The 21,054-nt window shown below is 47.0% G+C and carries 17 protein-coding genes; 11 read left to right on the top strand and 6 right to left on the bottom strand.

Annotation, left to right across the window (positions count from 1 at the left end):
* The first annotated feature begins 91 nt into the window (after positions 1-91).
* On the top strand, positions 92-1,294 hold the full coding sequence (locus HP568_RS16450; protein ID WP_173629653.1) for an MFS transporter: 1,203 nt from the start codon (positions 92-94) through the stop codon (positions 1,292-1,294).
* A 69-nt stretch (positions 1,295-1,363) separates the two neighbouring features.
* Here the strand turns inward: HP568_RS16450 and HP568_RS16445 are convergent, their stop codons facing one another.
* On the bottom strand, positions 1,364-2,206 hold the full coding sequence (locus tag HP568_RS16445; protein WP_173629652.1) for a DUF92 domain-containing protein: 843 nt from the start codon (positions 2,204-2,206) through the stop codon (positions 1,364-1,366).
* Positions 2,207-2,421: 215 nt separating this feature from the next.
* Between HP568_RS16445 and HP568_RS16440 the strand changes: the two genes are divergently transcribed.
* Complete coding sequence (locus tag HP568_RS16440) at positions 2,422-2,796, top strand: nuclear transport factor 2 family protein (protein WP_048031889.1); 375 nt, start codon at positions 2,422-2,424, stop codon at positions 2,794-2,796.
* An 86-nt stretch (positions 2,797-2,882) separates the two neighbouring features.
* Here HP568_RS16440 and HP568_RS16435 read toward each other — a convergent pair whose 3' ends face one another.
* From HP568_RS16435 to HP568_RS16425, 3 genes are read right to left on the bottom strand one after another with little or no spacing between them, the layout of a single operon-like run.
* On the bottom strand, positions 2,883-3,593 hold the full coding sequence (locus HP568_RS16435) for a B3/B4 domain-containing protein (RefSeq protein ID WP_173629651.1): 711 nt from the start codon (positions 3,591-3,593) through the stop codon (positions 2,883-2,885).
* Positions 3,594-3,621: 28 nt separating this feature from the next.
* Complete coding sequence (locus HP568_RS16430) at positions 3,622-4,260, bottom strand: LysE family translocator (RefSeq protein ID WP_173629650.1); 639 nt, start codon at positions 4,258-4,260, stop codon at positions 3,622-3,624.
* 33 nt (positions 4,261-4,293) lie between these two features.
* Entirely contained in the window at positions 4,294-4,917 is a 624-nt protein-coding gene (locus tag HP568_RS16425) for an FMN-binding negative transcriptional regulator (RefSeq protein WP_173629649.1), read from the bottom strand.
* Positions 4,918-5,019: 102 nt separating this feature from the next.
* Here HP568_RS16425 and pdxR point away from each other — a divergent pair, with 102 nt between their 5' ends.
* A complete protein-coding gene (gene pdxR / locus HP568_RS16420; RefSeq protein ID WP_173629706.1) occupies positions 5,020-6,399 on the top strand; it encodes a MocR-like pyridoxine biosynthesis transcription factor PdxR in 1,380 nt (459 codons plus the stop codon).
* A gap of 321 nt (positions 6,400-6,720) precedes the next feature.
* Here the strand turns inward: pdxR and HP568_RS16415 are convergent, their stop codons facing one another.
* On the bottom strand, positions 6,721-7,962 hold the full coding sequence (locus HP568_RS16415) for an amidohydrolase family protein (RefSeq protein ID WP_048031894.1): 1,242 nt from the start codon (positions 7,960-7,962) through the stop codon (positions 6,721-6,723).
* A gap of 285 nt (positions 7,963-8,247) precedes the next feature.
* Here HP568_RS16415 and HP568_RS16410 point away from each other — a divergent pair, with 285 nt between their 5' ends.
* Positions 8,248-9,717 (top strand): amidohydrolase family protein, encoded by a 1,470-nt coding sequence (locus HP568_RS16410; RefSeq protein WP_173629648.1) that lies wholly within the window; start codon positions 8,248-8,250, stop codon positions 9,715-9,717.
* Between the two features lie 56 nt (positions 9,718-9,773).
* Here the strand turns inward: HP568_RS16410 and HP568_RS16405 are convergent, their stop codons facing one another.
* Positions 9,774-10,556, bottom strand: coding sequence for an SDR family oxidoreductase (locus tag HP568_RS16405; RefSeq protein ID WP_173629647.1), 783 nt, complete (start codon positions 10,554-10,556; stop codon positions 9,774-9,776).
* Between the two features lie 231 nt (positions 10,557-10,787).
* On the opposite strand from HP568_RS16405, the gene HP568_RS16400 reads away from it, so the two are divergent.
* The 7 genes from HP568_RS16400 to HP568_RS16370 all read left to right on the top strand — a co-directional run bounded on the left by HP568_RS16400 (position 10,788) and on the right by HP568_RS16370 (position 20,778).
* Positions 10,788-11,861, top strand: coding sequence for a branched-chain amino acid aminotransferase (locus HP568_RS16400; protein ID WP_048031897.1), 1,074 nt, complete (start codon positions 10,788-10,790; stop codon positions 11,859-11,861).
* A 366-nt stretch (positions 11,862-12,227) separates the two neighbouring features.
* Positions 12,228-12,944 (top strand): GntR family transcriptional regulator, encoded by a 717-nt coding sequence (locus HP568_RS16395; RefSeq protein ID WP_048031898.1) that lies wholly within the window; start codon positions 12,228-12,230, stop codon positions 12,942-12,944.
* Positions 12,945-12,970: 26 nt separating this feature from the next.
* The gene (locus HP568_RS16390) at positions 12,971-13,603 is read left to right on the top strand and encodes a sterol desaturase family protein (protein ID WP_048031899.1); all 633 of its coding nucleotides are present in this window, start codon (positions 12,971-12,973) and stop codon (positions 13,601-13,603) included.
* A 243-nt stretch (positions 13,604-13,846) separates the two neighbouring features.
* On the top strand, positions 13,847-15,451 hold the full coding sequence (locus HP568_RS16385) for a glutathione ABC transporter substrate-binding protein (protein ID WP_173629646.1): 1,605 nt from the start codon (positions 13,847-13,849) through the stop codon (positions 15,449-15,451).
* Between the two features lie 812 nt (positions 15,452-16,263).
* Positions 16,264-17,850 carry a glutathione ABC transporter substrate-binding protein gene (locus tag HP568_RS16380; protein WP_048031902.1) on the top strand — a complete coding sequence of 529 codons (1,587 nt, stop codon included), beginning with the start codon at positions 16,264-16,266 and terminating at the stop codon, positions 17,848-17,850.
* 100 nt (positions 17,851-17,950) lie between these two features.
* Positions 17,951-19,522 (top strand): glutathione ABC transporter substrate-binding protein, encoded by a 1,572-nt coding sequence (locus HP568_RS16375; protein ID WP_173629645.1) that lies wholly within the window; start codon positions 17,951-17,953, stop codon positions 19,520-19,522.
* A 35-nt stretch (positions 19,523-19,557) separates the two neighbouring features.
* Positions 19,558-20,778: an amidohydrolase family protein gene (locus HP568_RS16370; RefSeq protein WP_173629644.1), complete on the top strand. Its 1,221-nt coding sequence runs from the start codon at positions 19,558-19,560 to the stop codon at positions 20,776-20,778.
* The last annotated feature ends 276 nt before the right edge of the window (positions 20,779-21,054 follow it).

Raw genomic sequence — 21,054 nt, 5'->3', positions numbered from 1 at the left:
GCATGGAAAACATGATTATAATGAATTATACATCATAGATAAATGGTGATACCATAAAACCATAATCATCCTGAAATGATATGGTGATCACATGATACAACAAGGCACGCCACTCTTCCGCAAAACCAGCTTTGCTTTCTTTGCCGCTGGTTTCAATACGTTTGCTATTCTTTACTGCGTACAGCCATTGATGCCGGAATTTTCAAGAGAATTTGCGGTTAGTCCAACGACAGCAAGCTTTTCCCTCTCTATTACAACCATGGTTCTTGCCGCCAGTATGCTCATTTTTGGTTCGCTGTCTGAAGTATGGGGACGCAAGCCGATCATGATCGTTTCCATGCTCGCTTCATCTGTGTTTTGTATTCTCACAGCATTCAGTTCGAATTTTCATGTTCTCCTGGTATTGCGAACGATTGAAGGAATTTCATTGGCGGGTTTACCCTCCATAGCAATGGCCTATCTTGGAGAAGAAATCGAATCCAAAAGTTTGGGAGCGGCTATGGGTCTCTATATATGCGGCAATTCAATTGGTGCTGTGTTTGGCAGGGTTTTCTCAGGTATGATGAGTGACTACTTCGGCTGGCAGATCGCAATAGGGGGGATTGGCCTCATCAGTTTGGCTGCCACACTGATTTTTTGGAACACCTTACCGCCTTCACAAAATTTCAAAGCACGCCCATTCGTAATAAGAAAGTTAGGTCTGTCGTTAATGGACCATCTAAAGGCTCCAAGTCTTATTTGTTTATTTGTCATCGGCTTTATCCTTTTAGGGAGTAATGTAGCGTTGTTCAATTACATCGCTTATGTATTGCTCGAGAAGCCCTATTCACTCAGCCCAACATATATAAGTTGGACATTTTTAATTATGATCATCGGGATGTTCAGCTCTGTCTGGACAGGAAAATTAATCGATCGTCACGGTAAGCAAAGGCTGTTATTCACAAGCTTATTCCTTGCCTTGATCGGTGTCTGCTTGACGTGGGAAGCGAATCTTATGATGAAGATCGTAGGACTTGGACTTTTTACTTTTGGATTTTTTGGAGCGCATGCGGTTGCGAGTAGCTGGGTAGGACAGCTTGCTTTACAGAACAAAGCACAGGCCTCTTCTTTGTATTTATTTTTCTACTATACGGGTTCTAGTGTAGGAGGGACACTCGGCGGATTGTTTTGGTCCGCATACGGATGGGGAGGCGTCGTCAGCATGAATGTCGGCTTTCTTCTAGTTGGCTTTATACTTTGGGCGTGCGTCTCAAAAATGGTTCAGAATGCGAAGAAAATGACGAAAATAGCCTAGACTTGTGCCTCAAAATAAAGAAACGGAAAAACTCAGTATCGTTTGGTGATACGAAGTCTTTCCGTTTTTTTATAGGTCAAACGATAAGCCGAATGCCAGCGCCAAAAAGACGGAGAAAGCACCACCTGCAAGCGAGCCTGCGACATTGACGGCATCGTTGTTCCAACCAGCGCGACCGCGGATTCGCACGGCTGGTATGCCGCAGTGATGAGCCTGCTCGATTTCACGACCGCAAGCATCACAACGGTACATTTGCTGCCATGTTGCACCGATCCATGAATCGACCAGTGACCCTACCAGGCCCGCCAGTCCTGCTATGCCGATCCACGCTGCCAGTCTAAGGGCAGGTGTGATCACATCTGGCGCGGGTTGACCGGCTACGGCAAGCAGCAACCAAGCTACGCCGCCGATAAATAGTCCACCGGCAAGCGAAGCACCCATGCCCAGGCTAGAAACGCCACCAGAAGTACCAGGCGGAACACGCTGCCCCGTCTTGATCGATCGCGGAGGCTTCCGGCTCAAGCCGCCGATTTCTGTCGCCCATGTATCGGCTGTGACCGCCGCCATCACGCCAAGGAACGCGTACCACCAAAGCGGATGCGGCCACGCCCAATTTGCTACACATATCAGGAGCCCGAGTCCGCCGTTTGCGAGCACCTGCCCGGCATCGCGTCTCCCCGTTTTCTCATAACCGCTCTCGGCCTCTTGCTTTTTATGCTTTTTCCACTTGGACAGTAAGGTGGACGAGACAAAAAAAGCGATGAGGGAGCCGAACCAGATAGGGCTTCCGAGTGCATACATCACAGTGCCCAGCATCACCGCCGCCAAAAAGCCGGAACCGGACAGCGACCGTTTTACATAAGCCGCTCCCGCAATCCCAGCGCTACAGGCCAGACCGATTAACCACTCCACAGTTTCCCGCCCCCTTTGCTTTGAACTATTATACCTCAACGCAGCGGGCAAGATGAGCGGTTTCCTATTTTCGCGCAAGTCGTTTACCACAAAAACAAGTGGATTTCGCAAGCGATGAAGGAGTATATTACGAGAACGTTAAAACATGCAAAAAGTTGGGCATAGATAGACGTGTTGTACGAACGGGTATCATAATAAAGAAAGGATGATCTGTGATGAAGACTTCTCTCAAAGAGAATGCAGTCTCGTTTTTGCAACTGGTAGCGTCGGGAAATGTGCGAGAAGCATACCAAAGATACACTAGTCCGAATTTCCGCCACCATAATCCCTTTTTCCGTGGGGATGCTCATTCTCTCATGCTCGCAATGGAAGAGAACGCCGCAAAGAATCCTCATAAGATTCTCGAAGTGAAACGTGCCATCGAAGAGGGAGATATCGTTGCCGTTCATTCTCATGTGAAGCAAAACCAAGAGGATCTTGGGGGAGCTGTGGTCCATATCTTCCGTTTTCATAACGACCAAATCGTCGAATTGTGGGATGTAGGCCAGCCCATACCGGATGATTCTCCCAATGAGAATGGAATGTTCTAACGTCAGGATATGGTTGTTGAGCGAACGGGAATCGAGCGTTTTATAAACACAAACAAAGGCAGCCAGTGCATTTGGCTGCCTTTTGTTTAACCAAAGATGGTCATTTCCTTATGATTGATAGCTAGCACTTCCATCTTCACCATACCACCAAGATGATGTGACACGAAATCAGACAATTCTTTTAGCGCCAGATGGAATTCATCGCTTCTTGTTTCATCTACCAATTCCATACAGAGGAATGCATTTTTCGTATTTTCTGTTAGCATCGTCCTCTGAGCTTCACGCCAATTCCAGCATCTGCATATGGCACCGACATCATCCTTATAAACAATTTCGCCTTCATAGGGCGAAGCATTTTCATCCTGTCCCAATGGGAGAAACGGTTCATTGCCATTTGCCTGCGTCAGGCGAATATCGCCTACAAAAGTATCGATATCTTCTCCACCACACGGAAGTCCATAACGCAAGGAAATGGAATTATAGATGTCAACGAGCGGGTTTATTGTTCCGATCGGATTGCCATTTTTCACTCTTTTTAATAAAGCTTCAATGGAACACCTTGCCCCTTTCTTAGTCTTGAATTTCTGAAAAGCTTCTCGCCAAACAGAAATGACAGGATTACTGCTGAATTCCTCTAGACGTAAGAATTTATGCGCTTCTTTCTCTGCCTCTTGCAGAAGCTTCTCGTATTTTTCAACGTCCCTAATTGAATTATCAATTCCCTCGCAAATCACGATGCCTATTTTTGCATGCGGAAATAACGACCAAAAATCATCTTCAATGATAAATCTAGTCATAACCTATCTCTCCGTTTCATTTCACTTATTATGTTTTGGAGGGGCTCGCAAAGGCGGAGAAAATTCCTAGAGCAATATAGAAATAACCAGTTATCCGATTCACTACCTTTGAACTCCCCGTACTACCGACAATCCGCTTTCTCATGCTTGCTGCGAGAATGGCATACAGACCATCGCTAACAAAAGCTAGGATCATAAATATCGTTCCTAAAAGCAAAAATTGAACCGTGACTGACCCAGCAGTAGGTGTTATGAATTGCGGAAAGAAGGCTAAAAAGAAGAGGGCTGTCTTAGGATTCATTACCTCGACAAGCGCTGATTCGTAAAAAATCTTTCGTAATTTTTTGCGAGGGGCTTTTGGAATTTCGGAAGCCGTTTTATCCGCTTTAGAAAATAAGGTCTTACATCCCAAATAGATCAGATAAGCAGCACCCAAGTATTTCACGATATGAAAGGCTGTTGCTGATGTCATAAGAATCGCAGAAACTCCGATTGCTCCAGCTAAAACGTGAACAGAACCACCAAGAGACACACCAAGAACAGATACCAGACCCGCTTTCTTCCCTTGATCGATACTTCTAGCCATAATATAGAACACAGCTGGTCCAGGTATGATTAACAATGTAGAAGCGGCAATGACAAATAGCCAAATAGTTGGAAACTCCATAAGAAGCAACTCCTTGTTGTATCTATAGGCTGATCACTTAAATAACTCTTTCCGTTGCTCACGCATCCACTGAGCAACCTGAATTTCCTCTTGATCATTAGATTTTTCAAGCTCTGCCACAATCGATTGATAATCGGTGTTGTTGCGATTTTGGCTCATTTTGGCTGCCCCTTGAATCGAGGTGATTTCAATCTCAAAACCAACGATTCCTTTCATTTCTCTCTCAAGCAATTCAGGATCAAATGTATCCCAGAGTCGACCATTTTCGCGGTGGGATTCATAGTGGGTAAGCATCGTATCCAAAGCCGACTTGAGTTCATCCTTCGTGAGGATACGTGCTGTCCCATACGCGTGTACAGCGAGATAGTCCCATGTGGGAACCTGTTCACTCTCATACCAGCTTGACGAAATGTAAGCGTGCGGTCCTTGAAAAATCAGCAAAACATCTCTATTAGTATCCAACGTTTTCTTCTGCATGTTACCGTATGCGATGTGCCCAGTCGCATAGATTTTCCCTTCCTCTTCACGAATTTCCAACGGGATATGCGTAGCCAACGGGCGATGTTCATCAACTGTAATCAATAGGGCAAACGGGTTAGACTTCATCATTTGAACTGCCTCATCATGTTCCATCCGATATTGCTTAGGAATGTACATAAAAACCACCCTTTCAACTTGTACTTGAAACAAGAGTATGATACAAACTGACATAAAAAAAGATACAATAATAAACAAATATACATGTCAGAAGGAGTGCAAATGAAAAATACCATTTTTACTTTCAAGGATAATTCTCCTAAATACAAACAAATCTACGAGAAATTTAAATCATTTATAGAACAAGGCGACATAAAGGCGGATGAGCCATTGCCCTCCATACGTCAACTTGCCGATTCCTTACATGTCAGCCGTAATACAACATTAATGGCGTATGAACAACTTGTTGCTGAAGGGTATATTCGTGGAGAAGGCCGAAAAGGTTATTTTGTAAATGAGTTAGAGCCCGTTTTATTTCAAGAGGCTCGCAGCTCTGCTACTCACAAGCAAAACGAGCCAGTACCATCTGTTCGCATTGATTTTCGCGCAGACGTCGTCGATCAAGCGCATTTCCCTTTAAAAACGTGGAGGAGGATATCGAATCAAGTATTAACGGAAAAGGACAGCTTTCGGTACGGGGAGCCTTTTGGTGAATGGAGCCTACGTGAGCAAATCGCAGCCTATTTACTCCAGTCTCGTGGGGTGAGAACTGAACCAGATGCCATCATTATCGGAAGTAGTACCCAACAAATGCTTGTCTATCTCGGTCTTGTCCTGAAACATGATTTTTCTAGCATCATTGTAGAGGACCCTGGTTATGATGGTGCCAGGAAAGCTTTTCAATTAAATCGTTTTACACTGGAAACGTTACCCGTTTATGAGACAGGTGCGGATTTTTCACACTTGGAACATATGAAATCACGATTGATATATGTGGCGCCGTCCCATCACAGTCCATATGGGGTAAGTATGCCCATTCAACAAAGGCATGCACTCATCCATTGGGCCAAAAACAGGCAAGGATATATTATCGAAGACGATTATGATAGTGAATATCGCTATACCCAACAACCATTTCCGGCTCTCGCTTCCATCGATTCAACGAGAGTGATTTATCTCGGAAATTTCTCGAAATGCTTTCTGCCAGGAATTCGTTTAAGTTATATGGTGTTGCCACAGCCGCTTATCAACTGTTATAAAAATCAATTCGCCCATTTCGAGAGCACGACTTCACTCCTTAGCCAATTCGCCATGGCGAAATTTATGGAGGAAGGGGAATGGAATCGCCATATTAAACGCATGCGTCTGGTTTATAAAAGAAAAATGCAGCACTTCGCTAGTGAATTAAGGAAGCATTTCAAACAACATATTTCTATCATTGGCGAGCAGTCTGGTTTGTACGTATTAGTCAAAGTACACGTGGAGCGTTCAGAAGAATGGCTCATTCAACAAGCTTCCCTTCAGGGAGTTAAAGTCTATCCTACTTCACTCTACTTCATTAAAAACAAAACCGATCACCCAATCGTCAAACTTGGTTTCAGTAATTTATCAACTGATGAAATCCAACTTGGTGTAAAGCTCTTAAAAAAGGCTTGGTTATAAAAAAGCTTTTAAGCGGGGATAAACACCCAAGCTGGTAAGAGAAAAAAGAAGAAATAAGCGAAAGTCTTTGGGATACCAACCGAAGCGCAATGGAAAAAAAGAGACCTGCCTTTAGCGTCCACCTCTGAAATACTTCGCAGAGGCGAGACTTTGGACGCGGGTTTATTTTTTTTCATGGAGCTGGGCAGGGATGACCCCTTAGGAGGTAGCCCAAGAACTTGAGCGTTTTCTTCTTTTTTCTCCCCACCACCAAAGGCTCGATTTAGACCAAAAAAATAAAGGCTTCACTGAAAAATCAGCGAAGCCTTCGTATCCACATGACTACTTTGTTTCTTCCATTTTCTCCAAAGCACCATGCACAATTTTCCCTTTAAACATGACAGCAGCCCGACGAGATTTTCTCGCAATCGCTTCCGCAGAGCAGGAGCTTTCTGCAAACACGATGCTTGCCTCGTCGCCAACCTTTGGCCATGCGCGGTTGCCATCTTTATCGAGCGTTGTTTTTCCTCCGGTGATGAAGTACAAGGATTGCACCAATGATTTCTCATCGACCCAACGGTAGCGCTCGACCAGACGGTTTAGCTTATCCAGCATATCGCCTGTGCCATATGGCGACCACGAATCGTAGAAACCATCGTAACCAAGCGCGACATGTACGCCTTTGGCATGAAGCATCGGAACAGGTGGCATCGCCCGATTAATCGGGACTGTCGTCATGATCATTGTTCCCAGTTGGGACAATCGGTCTGCCATGTCTGAGCTTTCCTCCATCGACACATCTCCGAGCGCAAAGGCATGACTGATCGCCATACGGTTCTGCCAGCCAGCTTCCTCGGTCAGATCGAGCAGTCTTTTGATCGTATAGAAGCCGAGTGTCCCCGGATCATGCAGGTGAATATCGACATCCGCATCTGCTTCTACCGCAATGTCCATCATTTCACGCAAGGAGCCTTCCAATTCATTATCAATCCCAGCCGGGTCCAAGCCCCCAACCAGTGTAGCGCCTTCCTTCATCGCTTGTCTCATCAAGGAGCTTGCTTGTGTGCGCAGGAGCCCCTGCTGCGGGAAAGCAACGATTTCATACGTCAGGCGATCGCTGTACTCTTCCAGGGCTGTACGCACACCCTCCAGGTTTTTCAGGCCGATGTAAGGATCGATGTTGACGTGTGTACGCACATGTGTGGCACCGCCTTTGATATGGAGCTGGAGCATTGCTTGTGCACGTTCTTTGGTCGTCCCTGTCATCAGCGGCATTTCTTTTGCTTCGAACTCCAAGCGATCGATCAGTTTTTTCGGAGGAAGGCAGGATTTCCAGGTTGCGCCCGCATACGTTTTGTCCAGATGATTATGCTTTTCAACAAAAGAGGGGAGGGCCAATAAACCTTTTGCATCTTCTTGCGGTAAAGTGGTGTCGAGTGGTTCGTTCGCCGAAACGATCTCTGCGATTTTGCCGTCTTCGATTTTCAAATGACAGATTTCTGAGATTGTGTGAAAGACGCCGTCTTCCCCCGTTTCAAATCCTTTATCGAGACGTACGTTGGTTAACCAAAAAGCTTGCATCACTAGAAATCAGCCCTTTCTCTATCTTGCAAGTAGTGGATGAGAGTCCAGTCTAGCTGTCTCTATTAATTGTAGTGAATATTTCGAACAAGGTTGTTCATCTTTTTTACTAGTTTTTGCATGATCTTTACGTATTGCTTGGAATCTTGCCTGTTTTCGAAAAGGAGTAAAGATTGTGCAAATACACGTAAAGGTTTTGAAACAAATTTTACAGAATATTTCCTATAATGACAAAGGATACAATGGAGTGGAGAGGCCGGAACGAGAAGAAGAGTAGGGAGGATCATCATGAAAAAGAAAATAACCGCAAAATATGTCATCGGTTTTGACGGCGAAGATCATGTGATTATCAAAGATGGGGAAGTCGTTTACGAGAATGACACCATTGTGTATGTGGGGCACCATTTTGATGGCGAGGTAGATGAAGTGATCGATGCTGGCAATGCAGTAGTCAGCCCAGGCTTCATTGACCTGAATGCTTTGGGTGATATTGATCATGACATCGTACATCTGGAGCAAGCTTCAGCGAGAAACAAAAATATGCTCTGGTCGGAAGACTACTACCGCAAAGGCTACCATGAGGTAATGACCCCTGAGGAAGAGGCGTTCAAATCCCTTTTCGCCTACAGCCAACTGGTTCTAAATGGGGTAACGACAGCCATGCCGATTACATCCGTCTTCTACAAGCGCTGGGCGGAAACGTATGAGGAGCTGGCAGCAGCAGCCGATCATGCAGGACGCTTGGGATTGCGTATGTACATGGGGCCGAGCTATCAGTCCGGTATGCGTGTCGTGAAGGCAAACGGAGAAATCGAGGTACTGTGGAACGAAGCAGAAGGACAAGCAGGTTTGGAGCGGGCTGTCCAATTTGTCAAAGATTTCGATGGGGCTCACAACGGACTCATCCGTGGAATGCTGGCGCCAGAGCGAATCGAGTCACAGTCTGTAGAGAACCTGATCAACACAAAGCGCTACAGCGAGGAGCTCGGATGTCCCATCCGTCTGCATGCCGCACAAGGTCTCTATGAATATACGGAAATCCATCGTCGTCACAACAAATCACCGATTCAGTTCCTGAATGAGATTGGCTTCCTCGGAAAGAAAACGGCAATTCCGCACGCACATTTCATTCCAGGCTTTAGTAAAGCAAAATTCGGAGAGGGAGACGATTTGGCGATCCTCCAAGAGACAGGTACGACCGTGATTCACTGCCCGCTCGTAGTTGGTCGCCACGGTGAGGCACTCGAATCGTTTGCCCGTTACAAACGCCGGGGCGTCAATATCGCGATTGGAACCGATACGTTCCCGCCTGACTTCATCCAAAACATTCGCACAGCCAGCATGCTGTCCCGTTTGGTGGAAGGCGATGTCGCGGATTCCAGCTACGCGGATATTTACCGCGCAGCAACATTGGGCGGCGCACGTTTCCTTGGGAGAGATGATCTGGGACGATTGGCGCCGGGGGCAAAAGCAGATATCATTGCCATCGATCTGGACGGTTTCCACATGGGTGCGGTTGATGATCCAATCCGTACAATCATTACGTGTGGCTCAGGTCGTGATGTGAAGCTCTCAATCATAGCTGGACGCACCGTAATGAAAGACCGCCTCCTGCCAGGAGTTGATCTGGAAGAGATCAAAGCAAAGGGACAGCGTTACTTTGACAAGATGCGTCTGGGCTACGTAGAGCGCGACTATCAACAACTGGGCGAAAAAGAGCTGTTCAAGCCTTCTTTCCCAATCGTGAGCAAACCATAGATTGAACAAAAAGAAGAAGCACAATCTGCTAGAAACGGCGGATTGTGCTTTTTTACTTACCGGATGAACCCGCCTTCGGAATGCATAATCTGTCCAGTGATCCACTCCGCTTCGTCACTTGCTAGAAAAGCGACAAGACGCGCTGCATCCTCGGGCTGTCCGATCCGTCCCAAAGGAAATCGCTGCAACATGTTTTGTCTGATCTCTTCGTTTATCCAGCCTGAATCGGTGGGCCCAGGATTTACAGCATTGACGGTAATCCCTCGTGTAGCCACTTCGGCAGCCAGTGTCGTCGTAAGAGCATCTACGGCTCCTTTTGTTGCGGCATACGCGATCTCGCCGACCATCGGGCCTTTGGACTGACCAGATGTCATGTTGATGATTCGGCCTCCGCGCTGTTGAGTGAAGCGACGTGCAAATTCCACACTGAGCATGGTGGTTGCCCGCACATTGATGGCATAATGTGCGTCCAAACTGGCCATATCCAGTGCTTCATAGCCGTCATTTGTCGAGTAGCAAGCGTTGTTGACGAGGATGCTTGGTTCGCCCAGTTGTGCTGTAGCTGCGTTGAGCACCTCCTTGTAGGCATCAGGCTGTGACAGGTCGATCTCGATCCCGGCACATCTGACTCCGTAGCGTCTGATCTCTTCCTGCAAGATTGCGGGTTCATCCTTTTGCATCCCATACGCCATGGAGTGGTCATAGGCGGTCCAATACGTATGGAAAATATCGGCACCGTGTGAGGCCAGCATTTGACAGATAGCAGCCCCAATCCCTTGAAGGCGGCTGGCACCTGTTACAATGGCAATCTTTCCGTGCAAACGAAGGTGTGTGGTCATACATATCCCTCCTCATTCTGTCCCTATACATTCTTTTCGGGATACCTATTCCTTTCATCCTGCATACGAAGTAAAAAATCAGTCACGAAAATTTTACGAAGTTTTCGCTAAATAACCATAAATTGTAGGGGGAGGAGAAACTTACGCTGGAAATCATGCAAAATTGTTGCTATTTTGTATATATAGGAAGTTGTTCAAATCGTGGATTTAATACTAAGGGAGATGTAGAAGATGGAGTGTCAGTTAACAATTACCCGGACAGAACAGAAAAAAGAGAAACCAGCATCTGACAAGCTGGGGTTCGGTGTTCATTTTACCGATCATATGTTCACCATGGATTATACAGAAGGTAAAGGATGGCATGATCCACAAATCGTTCCTTACTCTCCGCTGACATTGGACCCGGCAGCAATGGTGTTCCATTACGGGCAAGCTGTATTTGAGGGCTTGAAAGCTTATCGCAATCAAGAGGGCAAGGTTCGCTTGTTCCGTCCTGATCAAAATTTCAAGCGTATGAACCGTTCATTGGAGCGTATGAGCATGCCGTTGATCGACGAGGAATTCATGGTCGAGGCATTGAAACAGTTGGTGGCCGTAGATAAAGAATGGATTCCAACAGAAAGCGGACAGTCTCTCTACATTCGTCCCTTCGTAATCGCGACAGAGCCATGCTTTGGTGTCCGCGCTTCGCATACGTACAAATTGGTGATTGTGCTCTCCCCAGTTGGAGCGTACTATGCGGGTGGCATGAAGCCTGTAAAAATTTACGTAGAAAACAACTATGTTCGTGCGGTAAGAGGCGGAACAGGAAACGCTAAAGTAGCAGGTAACTACGCAGGCAGTCTGAAAGCACAAGTGGAAGCAAAAGAAAAAGGCTATGAGCAAGTGCTGTGGCTCGATGGCGTAGAGAATAAATATATTGAAGAAGTAGGCAGCATGAACGTGTTCTTCAAGGTAAAAGGGGAAGTGTGGACCCCCGCATTGAACGGCAGTATCCTGGAGGGCATCACGAGAGATTCGACCATCCAATTGCTCAAGGACTGGGGAATTCCAGTCGTAGAGAAGCGGATTTCCATGGAAGACCTGCATACCGCTTACGTCAACGGTGAGCTGGAAGAAGCATTCGGTACCGGAACAGCGGCTGTTATTTCCCCGGTAGGTGATCTGAACTGGAACGGACATCAGATGATCATTAACGGTGAAAAAACAGGGGAATTGACCACGAGACTGTACGACGAGATGACAGGAATCCAGTACGGTGATCGTGAAGACAAGTTTGGCTGGTCGGTAGAAGTAACAGAATAATCACGCCAGTGAAACAAGAGGCATAGTCTTCTCTTTTTCGAAAGAGGGCTATGCCTTTTTTGATTCGGTATTTCTCACTTATTCATTATCGTGGTCTCGGGGATATATAGCCTCCCAATGATTCTTATGCCTAATCATTGGCGCACCCCTTTGTTCATTAGTAAATTTACTTTACTACATTTCGACGCCATCGGGACATCCTGTCGAGTTGGCTACAAGCTGGAGAAGGAACACTCAATTTCGCGCAGATACTGGCAAGTCGCAGTATTTTACCTATTGACAGAAGTTGTGTAAAATATTACCTTTTGTGGTAATACCACAAAAATTTGTTGTAGGACCAAGGACCAGCAGCGTAGGGAGGCGACAATGACATTGGAGAAAAAAGGGGGAAAGAAAGAACGGTCGTCGGATCAAATTGAGATGAAGTTAATCAAGGCCATTTTGACCCGAGAGTACCCTACAGGAAGTACGCTGCGGCCAGAACGGGAGCTGGCAGAGTACTACGGGGTAGGTCGGCCAACCGTTAGAGAAGCATTGCAACGTTTGGAAAGGGATGGCTGGATCACTGTGCGGAAAGGACATCCGGCAATTGTCAACGATTATTGGCATCAAGGCAATGTAATGACCCTTGTCCATATCATTCAAAACCACGAAGATGTTACGGATGAGTTTATTTCGTACTTGCTGGAACTGCGGATATCGTTGGCGCCTGCTTACATTCGTAACGCGGTTGCTGCTCATCAGCCGAAGGTAGTCGCATTGCTTGCCAATCTCGATCAACTGAAACCTGATGCTGATGGTTACGCAGCGTTTGACTGGGAGCTCCAGAAAAATCTGACGAGGCTTTCCCCAAATCCTATCTATTTACTGATTGTAAACAGTTTTGATTCCTTTTACTTAAAAATGGCGAGAAAGTATTTTTCCATCCCGGAACACCGCGAGGCATCTTGGCATTATTATCATGAATTGTTGAATGTCGCTTTACAGGGAGATTACATCGAAGCAGAGCGTGTAGCCAGAAAGGCAATGGAAAACAGTTTGGAGCTGTGGAGAAACCGAACCAAGTTGGAACAAGACAAGTGAAGGAGCACAAGAGGAGGGCGGTTCTGTTGAAGGCAAAGTTTCTGAAGGAATTCTTTACGTTTCCGGATATCCTCATCATGAGCATTCTATTCCTGATTAGCTTGTCTTTCACTCTTTCTGGATGGTACCTATTGGAAACCTGGGTGGCACTCGTGGCGGGGATGATTGGGTATGCGGCAAGCGAATACTTGATTCATCGATTTCTCTTTCACCTCAAACCGCCTCGAAATCCATTTTTTCTCCATTTGTTAAAACGCTTACATTACGATCATCACGCCGATCCGAACAACTTGCATCTGTTGTTCTTGCCCGTGTGGTACAGCTTGCCGCTCATTGCAGGAACCGGAGCCGTTTGTTATCTGTTTACTTCCGACGTGATTGTGACCAATGCCTTTGTCACAGGCGTGATAGGATTTTTGCTATTTTATGAATGGACGCATTATATCGCCCATCGTCCGGTTCAGCCCATATCTCCATGGGGGCGCTGGATGAAAAAGCTCCATCTATGGCATCATTTCAAAAATGAACATTACTGGTACGGTGTTACCAGCCCTGTTTTTGACGTCATGCTGGGAACTTACAAGAACGAACAGGATGTTGAGAAAAGTTCAACCGTGAGGGATCTGGAAAGACGGTGGGACAAAGATGTTGAACTGTAAATGGCATATTTCGAAATTTTTTGCACGGCCATCCCTTTTTTGAGGGATGTTTTTTTTCTTCTCCTCCACTATGTAAGATGTAGGCACCTTCAATAGAGTTATTTTGAACATTCAAAAACCACATGGTAAAGAAAATGAAAAGAAAGGTAAAGATAATGAAAAGATTAATAGTGAGAAAATTAGTAATATTTAGTCATGTCATATTCTTTTCATTCTATCATCCAGAATAAGGGGGCATTCACAGTGAAGAAGAAGCACATGCTAGGTTCTATTCTTGCCCTGTCTGTCTTGCTTTCTACAGTCTTGGCAGGCTGTGGTGGCAGTCAGACATCCAGTGGGACGAATTCCGCGTCCAACTCCAATCAAGCTTCGACTAGCCCCGCGTCTTCATCGGCCGCAGCGGGTGGAGGCGGTACCTTGATTATTGCGCGCTTGTCCGATGCGAATAATTTGGACCCGCATTTCAGTACCCAGATTAATTCCATGGCAGTGACGCAGCACAAGCTCTATGAAGGTCTGGTCATGATGGATCGGAATAGTGAGTACAAACCTCTTTTGGCAAAGGAATGGAAACAAAAAGACGATGTCACCTGGGAGTTCACACTGCGTGACGGTGTAACCTTCCATGACGGGGAACCCTTCAATGCTGAGGCTGTGAAGAAGACAATCGACCGTATCTTGGACAAAGATAATCCGACTCCCAAAGCAAACATGTTTGGCATGATTAAAGAAGTAAAGATCGTAGATCCACTGAAGGTAGAAATTATTTTACATTATCCGTTTGCAGGACTTCTGTCCGTACTGGCGAGTGCCGAGGGTGGCATCATCAGTCCGAAGGCGATTAAGGAATTCGGTAAAGAGTTGTCCAAGAAACCAGTAGGTACGGGGCCGTTTATCTTTGAATCATGGACGCCTGGACAAGAAATCGTCATGGTGAAAAACGAGAAGTATTGGGGCACCCAACCGAAGCTGGAAAAAGTTGTTTTCAAGACTATTCCTGAGGATGCGACACGCGTAGCCATGGTGGAAACGGGCGAAGCCCATGTCGCAGAACAGCTTCCGGTCACTGAACTGGAAAGGGTACAGAACTCGCAGAGCATGTCTTTGGGACGGTTCGAATCATTCGCAGTTGACCACATCGGGATGAACGTCAAACAGAAGCCTTTTGACGATGTTCGTGTCCGTCAGGCCATCGCCCATGCGATCGATAAGGAAGCGATTATTAAAGGGGTATATAACAATGTCGGTAAAGTGGCCATCTCGTCGTTAGGACCAAAAGTCATCGGCTACAGCCCGAATATTAAAACGCCGGAATACGATTTGAACAAAGCGAAGCAATTACTCACCGAAGCAGGCTACGCCAACGGATTCAAGGCAACCATCTATCTTAATGACAACAAGGCACGGATCAATGTGGCCGAAGTGCTGCAATCCCAACTGAAGGGAATCGGCATCGACTTGCAGATTCAAGTGATGGAGTTCGGCGCATATCTGGAGTTGGCGGCAAAAGGTGAAGCACAAATGTTCATTAGTGGCTGGGGCAATGCGACCGGGGATGCAGATTACAACCAGTACAACCTCTTCCATAGCACGTCAGCAGGTGTGCCAGGCAACCATTCCTTCTATAATAATCCGAAAGTGGATGCGCTGATTGAAGCAGGTCGTAAGGAAAAAGATCCAGAGAAGCGCAAGGAAATCTACGCGGAGGCCCAGCAAATCGAGATGGAGGAGGTGCCGTTGCTGCCATTCCGCAGCAGTGAAAACCTCGCAGCTATTGCAAAAAATGTACAGGGTGTGTACATCAGTCCATCCGGGTACATTGACGTGAGCCAAGTAACGATTCAATAGCAGGAGCATGAGACCTTCTCAAACAAATGGAGAGGGTCTTTTTTTAGTAGATAAGAATCTATAAAAACTCATATCGACATGGAAGACTTTTGCCCTTTGGGTACGAAGGCTTCACCAAAAATCTTGGCGAAGCCAGTATTGTGGCTGCGGTGGGGAGAAGAATATTTCCAGTCTAGGCTCCAGGCGCCGTCCTGCTAGGGGCTAAGACTGTCCGCTCCGAAGGGATTCGCGGGGAAACGCAAAAGTGGTAGCCGCTTCGTAGCGCGAGCACGTTGCGTTTCTTTTGCCCGCTCATCCCTTCTCTGCTTGGTAGGACTCCACTAGTCGCTACGTCTGGAAATATTCTTCTCTGGCGTAACTGATGTCTTTCTTCATTCTTTCAAGTCTTAAAAGCTCGACGTTCTTAAGCGTCCACCTCTGAAACACATCCTGAGAGGACCACTTTGGACGCGGTTTCGCTTTATGCATGGAGTCGTACAGTGAATCCCCCAGCGGGTGGGACAAGAAGCTGAGCGTTTTCTCCTGTTTCCTCCACACCACTACAGCAATATTTACTCCAAGTCTATTTTTATTGCATTATTCGCACAAAAGTAGAAATACTGAAAAAAGAGTAAAGAAAGTGAAAATACAAGTAAAGAGAGTGAAAATACAATGCCAGAATAGTGGGTAAAATGAAATATGCGCGAATGGTCAAAATATTCAAGTACATCTGGCGCAAAAAACGGTCACGACCGTTTTTTTGACCGCAAGCGGTCACATCAACATTTATGAAAAACGTCGAGACGCTTTTCACAAAAGAGGGGGATCACTACATGAAAAAGACGCGCTTTTTCCAGACGCTGCTTGCCATGACCGTTGCGGTTTCTACAGCGTTGGCAGGCTGCTCACAAGCACCTGAAGCAGGAGGGAGTACCAATTCTTCAGGGCAAACCAATGCTTCATCACCAGCTGGCAAAGAAGGCGGGACACTCGTCATTGCCCGTTTGTCTGATGCGAACAACCTTGACCCGCATTTTCTAACGCAAATCAACTCCGCTGCCATCATTCATCACAAGGTATACGAGGGTCTTGTTCGGATGGACAAAGAAAGCAAATATGTAGGCTCACTCGCTTCTGAATGGAAGCAGCTCGATGACGTGACATGGGAATTCAAGCTTCGCTCCGGTGTGACGTTCCACGATGGCACGCCATTCAATGCGGAAGCTGTGAAAAAGACGATTGCTCGTGTCCAAGACCCGGCAGTAGGCTCTAACCGTGCCAATTTGTTTGAAGCCATCAAAGAGGTAAAGGTCGTGGATGATACAACGGTTCAATTCATCCTGAACTATCCATACGCACCACTCCTGTCCGTGCTCGCCAGTGCAGAGGGTGGAATTTTGTCACCAAAAGCGATCGAACAGTATGGGAAAGACTTGACCAAGCATCCAACGGGAACAGGGCCTTACAAATTCGAATCATGGACACCAGGTCAAGAAGTCGTCCTGGTGAAAAACGATAACTATTGGGGCGAAAAACCGAAGCTGGACAAAGTCGTCTTCAAGACCGTTCCAGAGGATACGACCAGACTCGCGATGGTCGAGACAGGCGAAGCGCATGTGGCTGAGCAATTGCCAGTGACAGAAGTCGATCGGGTGAAAAATTCTCCGAGTATGACACTTGGTCGTTATCCTGCTTTCGCTAGCGATCATATCGGGATTAACAACTCGAAGAAGCCATTCGATGATGTGCGCGTTCGTCAAGCGATTGCACATGCGATCGATAAGAAAACCATCATTCAAGGGGTTTACAACGATGTCGGGACGGTTGCTCATTCTTCTATCACCCCGTCCATGGTTGGTTACAGCCCGAATGTAAAAGACTTGCCTTACGATCTGGAAAAATCCAAAAAGCTATTGGCGGAAGCTGGATACGCGAACGGCTTCAAAGCAACCATTTACTTAAACGATAACAAGGCACGAGTTAGCTTGGCAGAGGTACTGCAGCAACAACTGAAACAAATCAATATCGATTTGGAAGTGAAAGTGCTAGAGTTCGGTGCTTATATTGAAGCAGCCAACAAAGGCGAAACAGAATTGTTCCTCAGCGGTTGGGGCAATGCCACAGGTGATGCAGACTACAACCAATACAATCTGTTCCACACGAAATCGCAAGGGGCAGCCGGCAACCATGCTTTCTACAGCAATCCGGAAGTGGACAAGCTGATCGATGAGGGCCGCAAAGAGAAAGACGAAGAAAAGCGGAAGCAAATCTACGAAAAAGCACAGCAAATCGAAATGGACGAAGCAGCAATGGTACCGTACCGCTTCTCAGAAAACCTTGCAGCGATTCAAAAAGGTGTAGAGGGAGTTTGGATCAGCCCGGCGGGACACATTGAGATCGACGATGTAACGTTGCCATAACTTTTAGCAAAAAAATGCTTCATGATCAGCATAGCTTCGCCCATTGGGAACGAGCTATGCTGATTGATTATACAAAGAAGAATAAAATGGGGGCGAGTCTATGAAAAAACAGAAGATGCTAGGTTCAATGCTGGCAGGTATCCTGAGCGTTGGCCTCGTGCTTACAGGCTGTTCATCAGGTACAGAGCAAGGTGCGGCAGGGACTCCGACTGCGAAGGAAGCTCCGGCAACAGATCAGACGCTGGTGATTGCACGGCAGTCAGACGCAAACAATCTAGACCCGCACTTTATTTCAGCGATCAATGCAGCGAGTGTGGTCCATCACAAAGTGTACGAAGGCCTCATCCAGCGAGATGATAACATGGCGTTCAAACCGATGCTCGCCACGGAATGGAAGCAGTTGGACGATGTCACCTGGGAGTTCAAGCTGCGTCAGGGAGTCAACTTCCACGATGGTACGCCGTTTAACGCCGAGGCAGTGAAAGCAACATTCGCACGCGTCCTCGATGAAAAGGTCGCCTCTCCACGTGCGTCACAGTTCAAGATGGTATCGGAAGTCAAGGTAGTGGATGATTACACCGTTCATTTCAAGCTAGCCTACCCGTATTCCCCATTACTATCGATCCTCGCCAATCACGAAGGCAGCATCATTAGTCCAAAAGCAATTGAGCAATACGGCAAGGAGCTGAGCAAGCATCCCGTTGGTACAGGGCCGTTCGTATTCGAATCGTGGACACCTGGCCAAGAGATCGTGCTCGTGAAAAATGACAACTACTGGGGAGAAAAGGTAAAATTCAAGAAGGCTGTCTTCAAAGTCGTACCAGAGGACACGACACGCGTAGCCATGGTAGAGACGGGAGAAGCGCATATTGCTGAACCATTGCCGGTGACAGAAATTGACCGCGTCAGTAATTCCCCTCATATGAGCTTGTACCGCACAGAGGGCTTGGGGACAGATTTCATCGGGTTCAATACGAAGAAAAAACCGTTTGACGACGCTCGTGTTCGCCAGGCGATCAACTATGCGATTGAGACCGATGCGATCATCAAAGGTGTGTACAACGATGTCGGAACAAAAGCGAACTCTGCAATGAGTCAGAAGGTTCTTGGATACGATGAGGCGTTAAAAGGATACGAGTTTGATCCGAACAAGGCGAAGGCTCTGTTAAAAGAAGCAGGCTATCCGGAAGGCTTCAAGACAACCTTGTGGACAGGCGATCGCAAGGAACGGATTAATGCTGCGGAAGTGATCCAGTCCCAGTTAAAGGGGATTGGCATTGAAGTAGAGGTAAAAGTGCTAGAGTATGGAGCCTATTTAGATGCAGAAGACAACGGTGAAACAGAGCTGTTCATCAGCGGCTGGGGCAATGCCACTGGTGACGCTGACTACAACCAGTACAATCTGTTCCACTCCAGCTCTTTGGGCAAAGGCGGAAACACAACGTTCTACGTGAATAAAGAGGTGGACAAGCTGATCGAAGAGGGGCGCCGCGAGCAGGATACGGAAAAGCGCAAGCAAATCTATGCAAAGGCGCTGGAGATTGAAAAGCAAGAAGCACCAATCGTCCCAATCCGCAATCTTGAGCATGTCGCCGCAGTCGCCAAAAAGATCAAAGGCTTCTGGATCAGCCCATCTGGGTACATGATGATCAATGGCATTACGATTGAATAACGCAATATTTAGAGAGAAAAGGATGGAGACGGAGCATGAAAGAAAGCTTGTGGATCAAAAATGCGAGTCTGGAATGTGGTTATACAGAGGCGAATGGCATCGTGACGGGAACAAAGACGGAGTGTTTTCATGTCTTGCTCACGGACGGCCGCGTGGAGAACATCGTACCTGCTACTTCTGATATACCCGACGGGGTATCTACGTGGGATGCACAAGGCCTATTGATGCTTCCTTCTTTCCGGGAAATGCACATTCATCTGGACAAAACATTTTATGGAGGCCCGTGGCAAGCCGTTCTTCCTGCTCCCAATCGTTTTTTTCGAATCGAACAAGAGCAGGAACTGCTGCCCCGTCAACTACCCGTCGCTCGTGAGCGTGCAGAAAAGTTGCTGGAGTTAGTGCAATCACACGGTGCTACTCACGTGCGAACCCACTGCAACATTGACCCGGTCATTGGGCTGAAAAACCTGGAAGCTACATGGGAGGCACTGGCAACTTATCGTGAAAAACTTTCCTGGGAAATTGTCGCGTTTCCCCAACATGGCTTGCTACGAAGTGATTCTGTTTCCCTCGTTCGTGAGGCGATGAAGCATGGAGCTGGCCTCGTCGGTGGTGTCGATCCCGCCACGTTTGACGATAATATTGAGAAATCACTTGATACAATGATGGACATAGCAGTGGAAGCAAATGCGGATGTTGACTTGCACTTGCACGAGCCTGGACATTTGGGTGTTTATATTATGAAAAAACTGGCTGCTATGACGAAGGATGCGGGGTGGCAAGGTCGAGTCACTGTCAGTCATGCTTACGGGCTAGGAGAGGTTCCGACTGCTGTGGCAGAAGAGGTCGCGGAGCTTTTTGCCGAGCAGCAAATCGCTGTCATGTCAGCTGTGCCCATTGATATGCCGACCATCCCGATTCCGTTGCTTCATGCCAAGGGCGTCCATGTTGGTTTGGGCAATGACAACATCACCGATCATTGGGACCCATTTGGAACTGGAGATATGCTGCAAAAAGCTAACCGTCTGGCTGAACGGTTCCGATGGATCGATGAGCGATCTCTATCACGTGCACTGGGATTCGTTACAGGTGGCTTGACTCCACTGGACCAAGCTGGGAATCAGGTTTGGCCGAAAGTAGGAGACGAGGCAAATGCGGTTTTCGTTCGTGCCAAATGCTCCGCCGAGGCTGTGGCTAGACTATCTCCGAAGGAAGTAGTGGTTTTCTCGGGCAAGATGGTTTGGCAGAAACAATAAAGAGTAGGAAACGTAATCCGATCTTCTTCAGGAGGTCGGATTTTTTGTTTATAAAAGTTGCTGTAGTGGAGGAAGAAGTGCATTTCCAGTCTACGCTTCGGCCTCCGCCCCGCAAGGGGGATTGACTGCTCGCTTCGGAATAAATGGCGGGAGCGCTTCAAACGTAGAAGTTTCGAGGAGGTAGTTCATAAGTGAAGCTTAAATTCCCCGCCATTTATTCCTACGCTGAGATGGGCTCCAGAGGCGCTTGGACTGGAAATGCACTTCTTCCGGCGT

It is taken from the genome of Brevibacillus sp. MS2.2 (genome assembly GCF_013284345.1).
GTDB lineage: Bacteria > Bacillota > Bacilli > Brevibacillales > Brevibacillaceae > Brevibacillus > Brevibacillus brevis_C.
Note: the sequence above shows the minus strand (reverse complement) of the source record. Positions and strands in the feature narration are given on the sequence as shown.

Excerpts from the sequence above, each read along its gene's own strand:
- HP568_RS16450 (WP_173629653.1), top strand. The coding sequence starts at position 92 with ATGATACAACAAGGCACGCCACTCTTCCGCAAAACCAGCTTTGCTTTC.
- HP568_RS16440 (WP_048031889.1), top strand. The coding sequence starts at position 2,422 with ATGAAGACTTCTCTCAAAGAGAATGCAGTCTCGTTTTTGCAACTGGTA.
- HP568_RS16435 (WP_173629651.1), bottom strand. The coding sequence starts at position 3,593 with ATGACTAGATTTATCATTGAAGATGATTTTTGGTCGTTATTTCCGCAT.
- HP568_RS16430 (WP_173629650.1), bottom strand. The coding sequence starts at position 4,260 with ATGGAGTTTCCAACTATTTGGCTATTTGTCATTGCCGCTTCTACATTG.
- HP568_RS16425 (WP_173629649.1), bottom strand. The coding sequence starts at position 4,917 with ATGTACATTCCTAAGCAATATCGGATGGAACATGATGAGGCAGTTCAA.
- pdxR (WP_173629706.1), top strand. The coding sequence starts at position 5,020 with ATGAAAAATACCATTTTTACTTTCAAGGATAATTCTCCTAAATACAAA.
- HP568_RS16410 (WP_173629648.1), top strand. The coding sequence starts at position 8,248 with ATGAAAAAGAAAATAACCGCAAAATATGTCATCGGTTTTGACGGCGAA.
- HP568_RS16405 (WP_173629647.1), bottom strand. The coding sequence starts at position 10,556 with ATGACCACACACCTTCGTTTGCACGGAAAGATTGCCATTGTAACAGGT.
- HP568_RS16400 (WP_048031897.1), top strand. The coding sequence starts at position 10,788 with ATGGAGTGTCAGTTAACAATTACCCGGACAGAACAGAAAAAAGAGAAA.
- HP568_RS16395 (WP_048031898.1), top strand. The coding sequence starts at position 12,228 with ATGACATTGGAGAAAAAAGGGGGAAAGAAAGAACGGTCGTCGGATCAA.
- HP568_RS16380 (WP_048031902.1), top strand. The coding sequence starts at position 16,264 with ATGAAAAAGACGCGCTTTTTCCAGACGCTGCTTGCCATGACCGTTGCG.
- HP568_RS16375 (WP_173629645.1), top strand. The coding sequence starts at position 17,951 with ATGAAAAAACAGAAGATGCTAGGTTCAATGCTGGCAGGTATCCTGAGC.
- HP568_RS16370 (WP_173629644.1), top strand. The coding sequence starts at position 19,558 with ATGAAAGAAAGCTTGTGGATCAAAAATGCGAGTCTGGAATGTGGTTAT.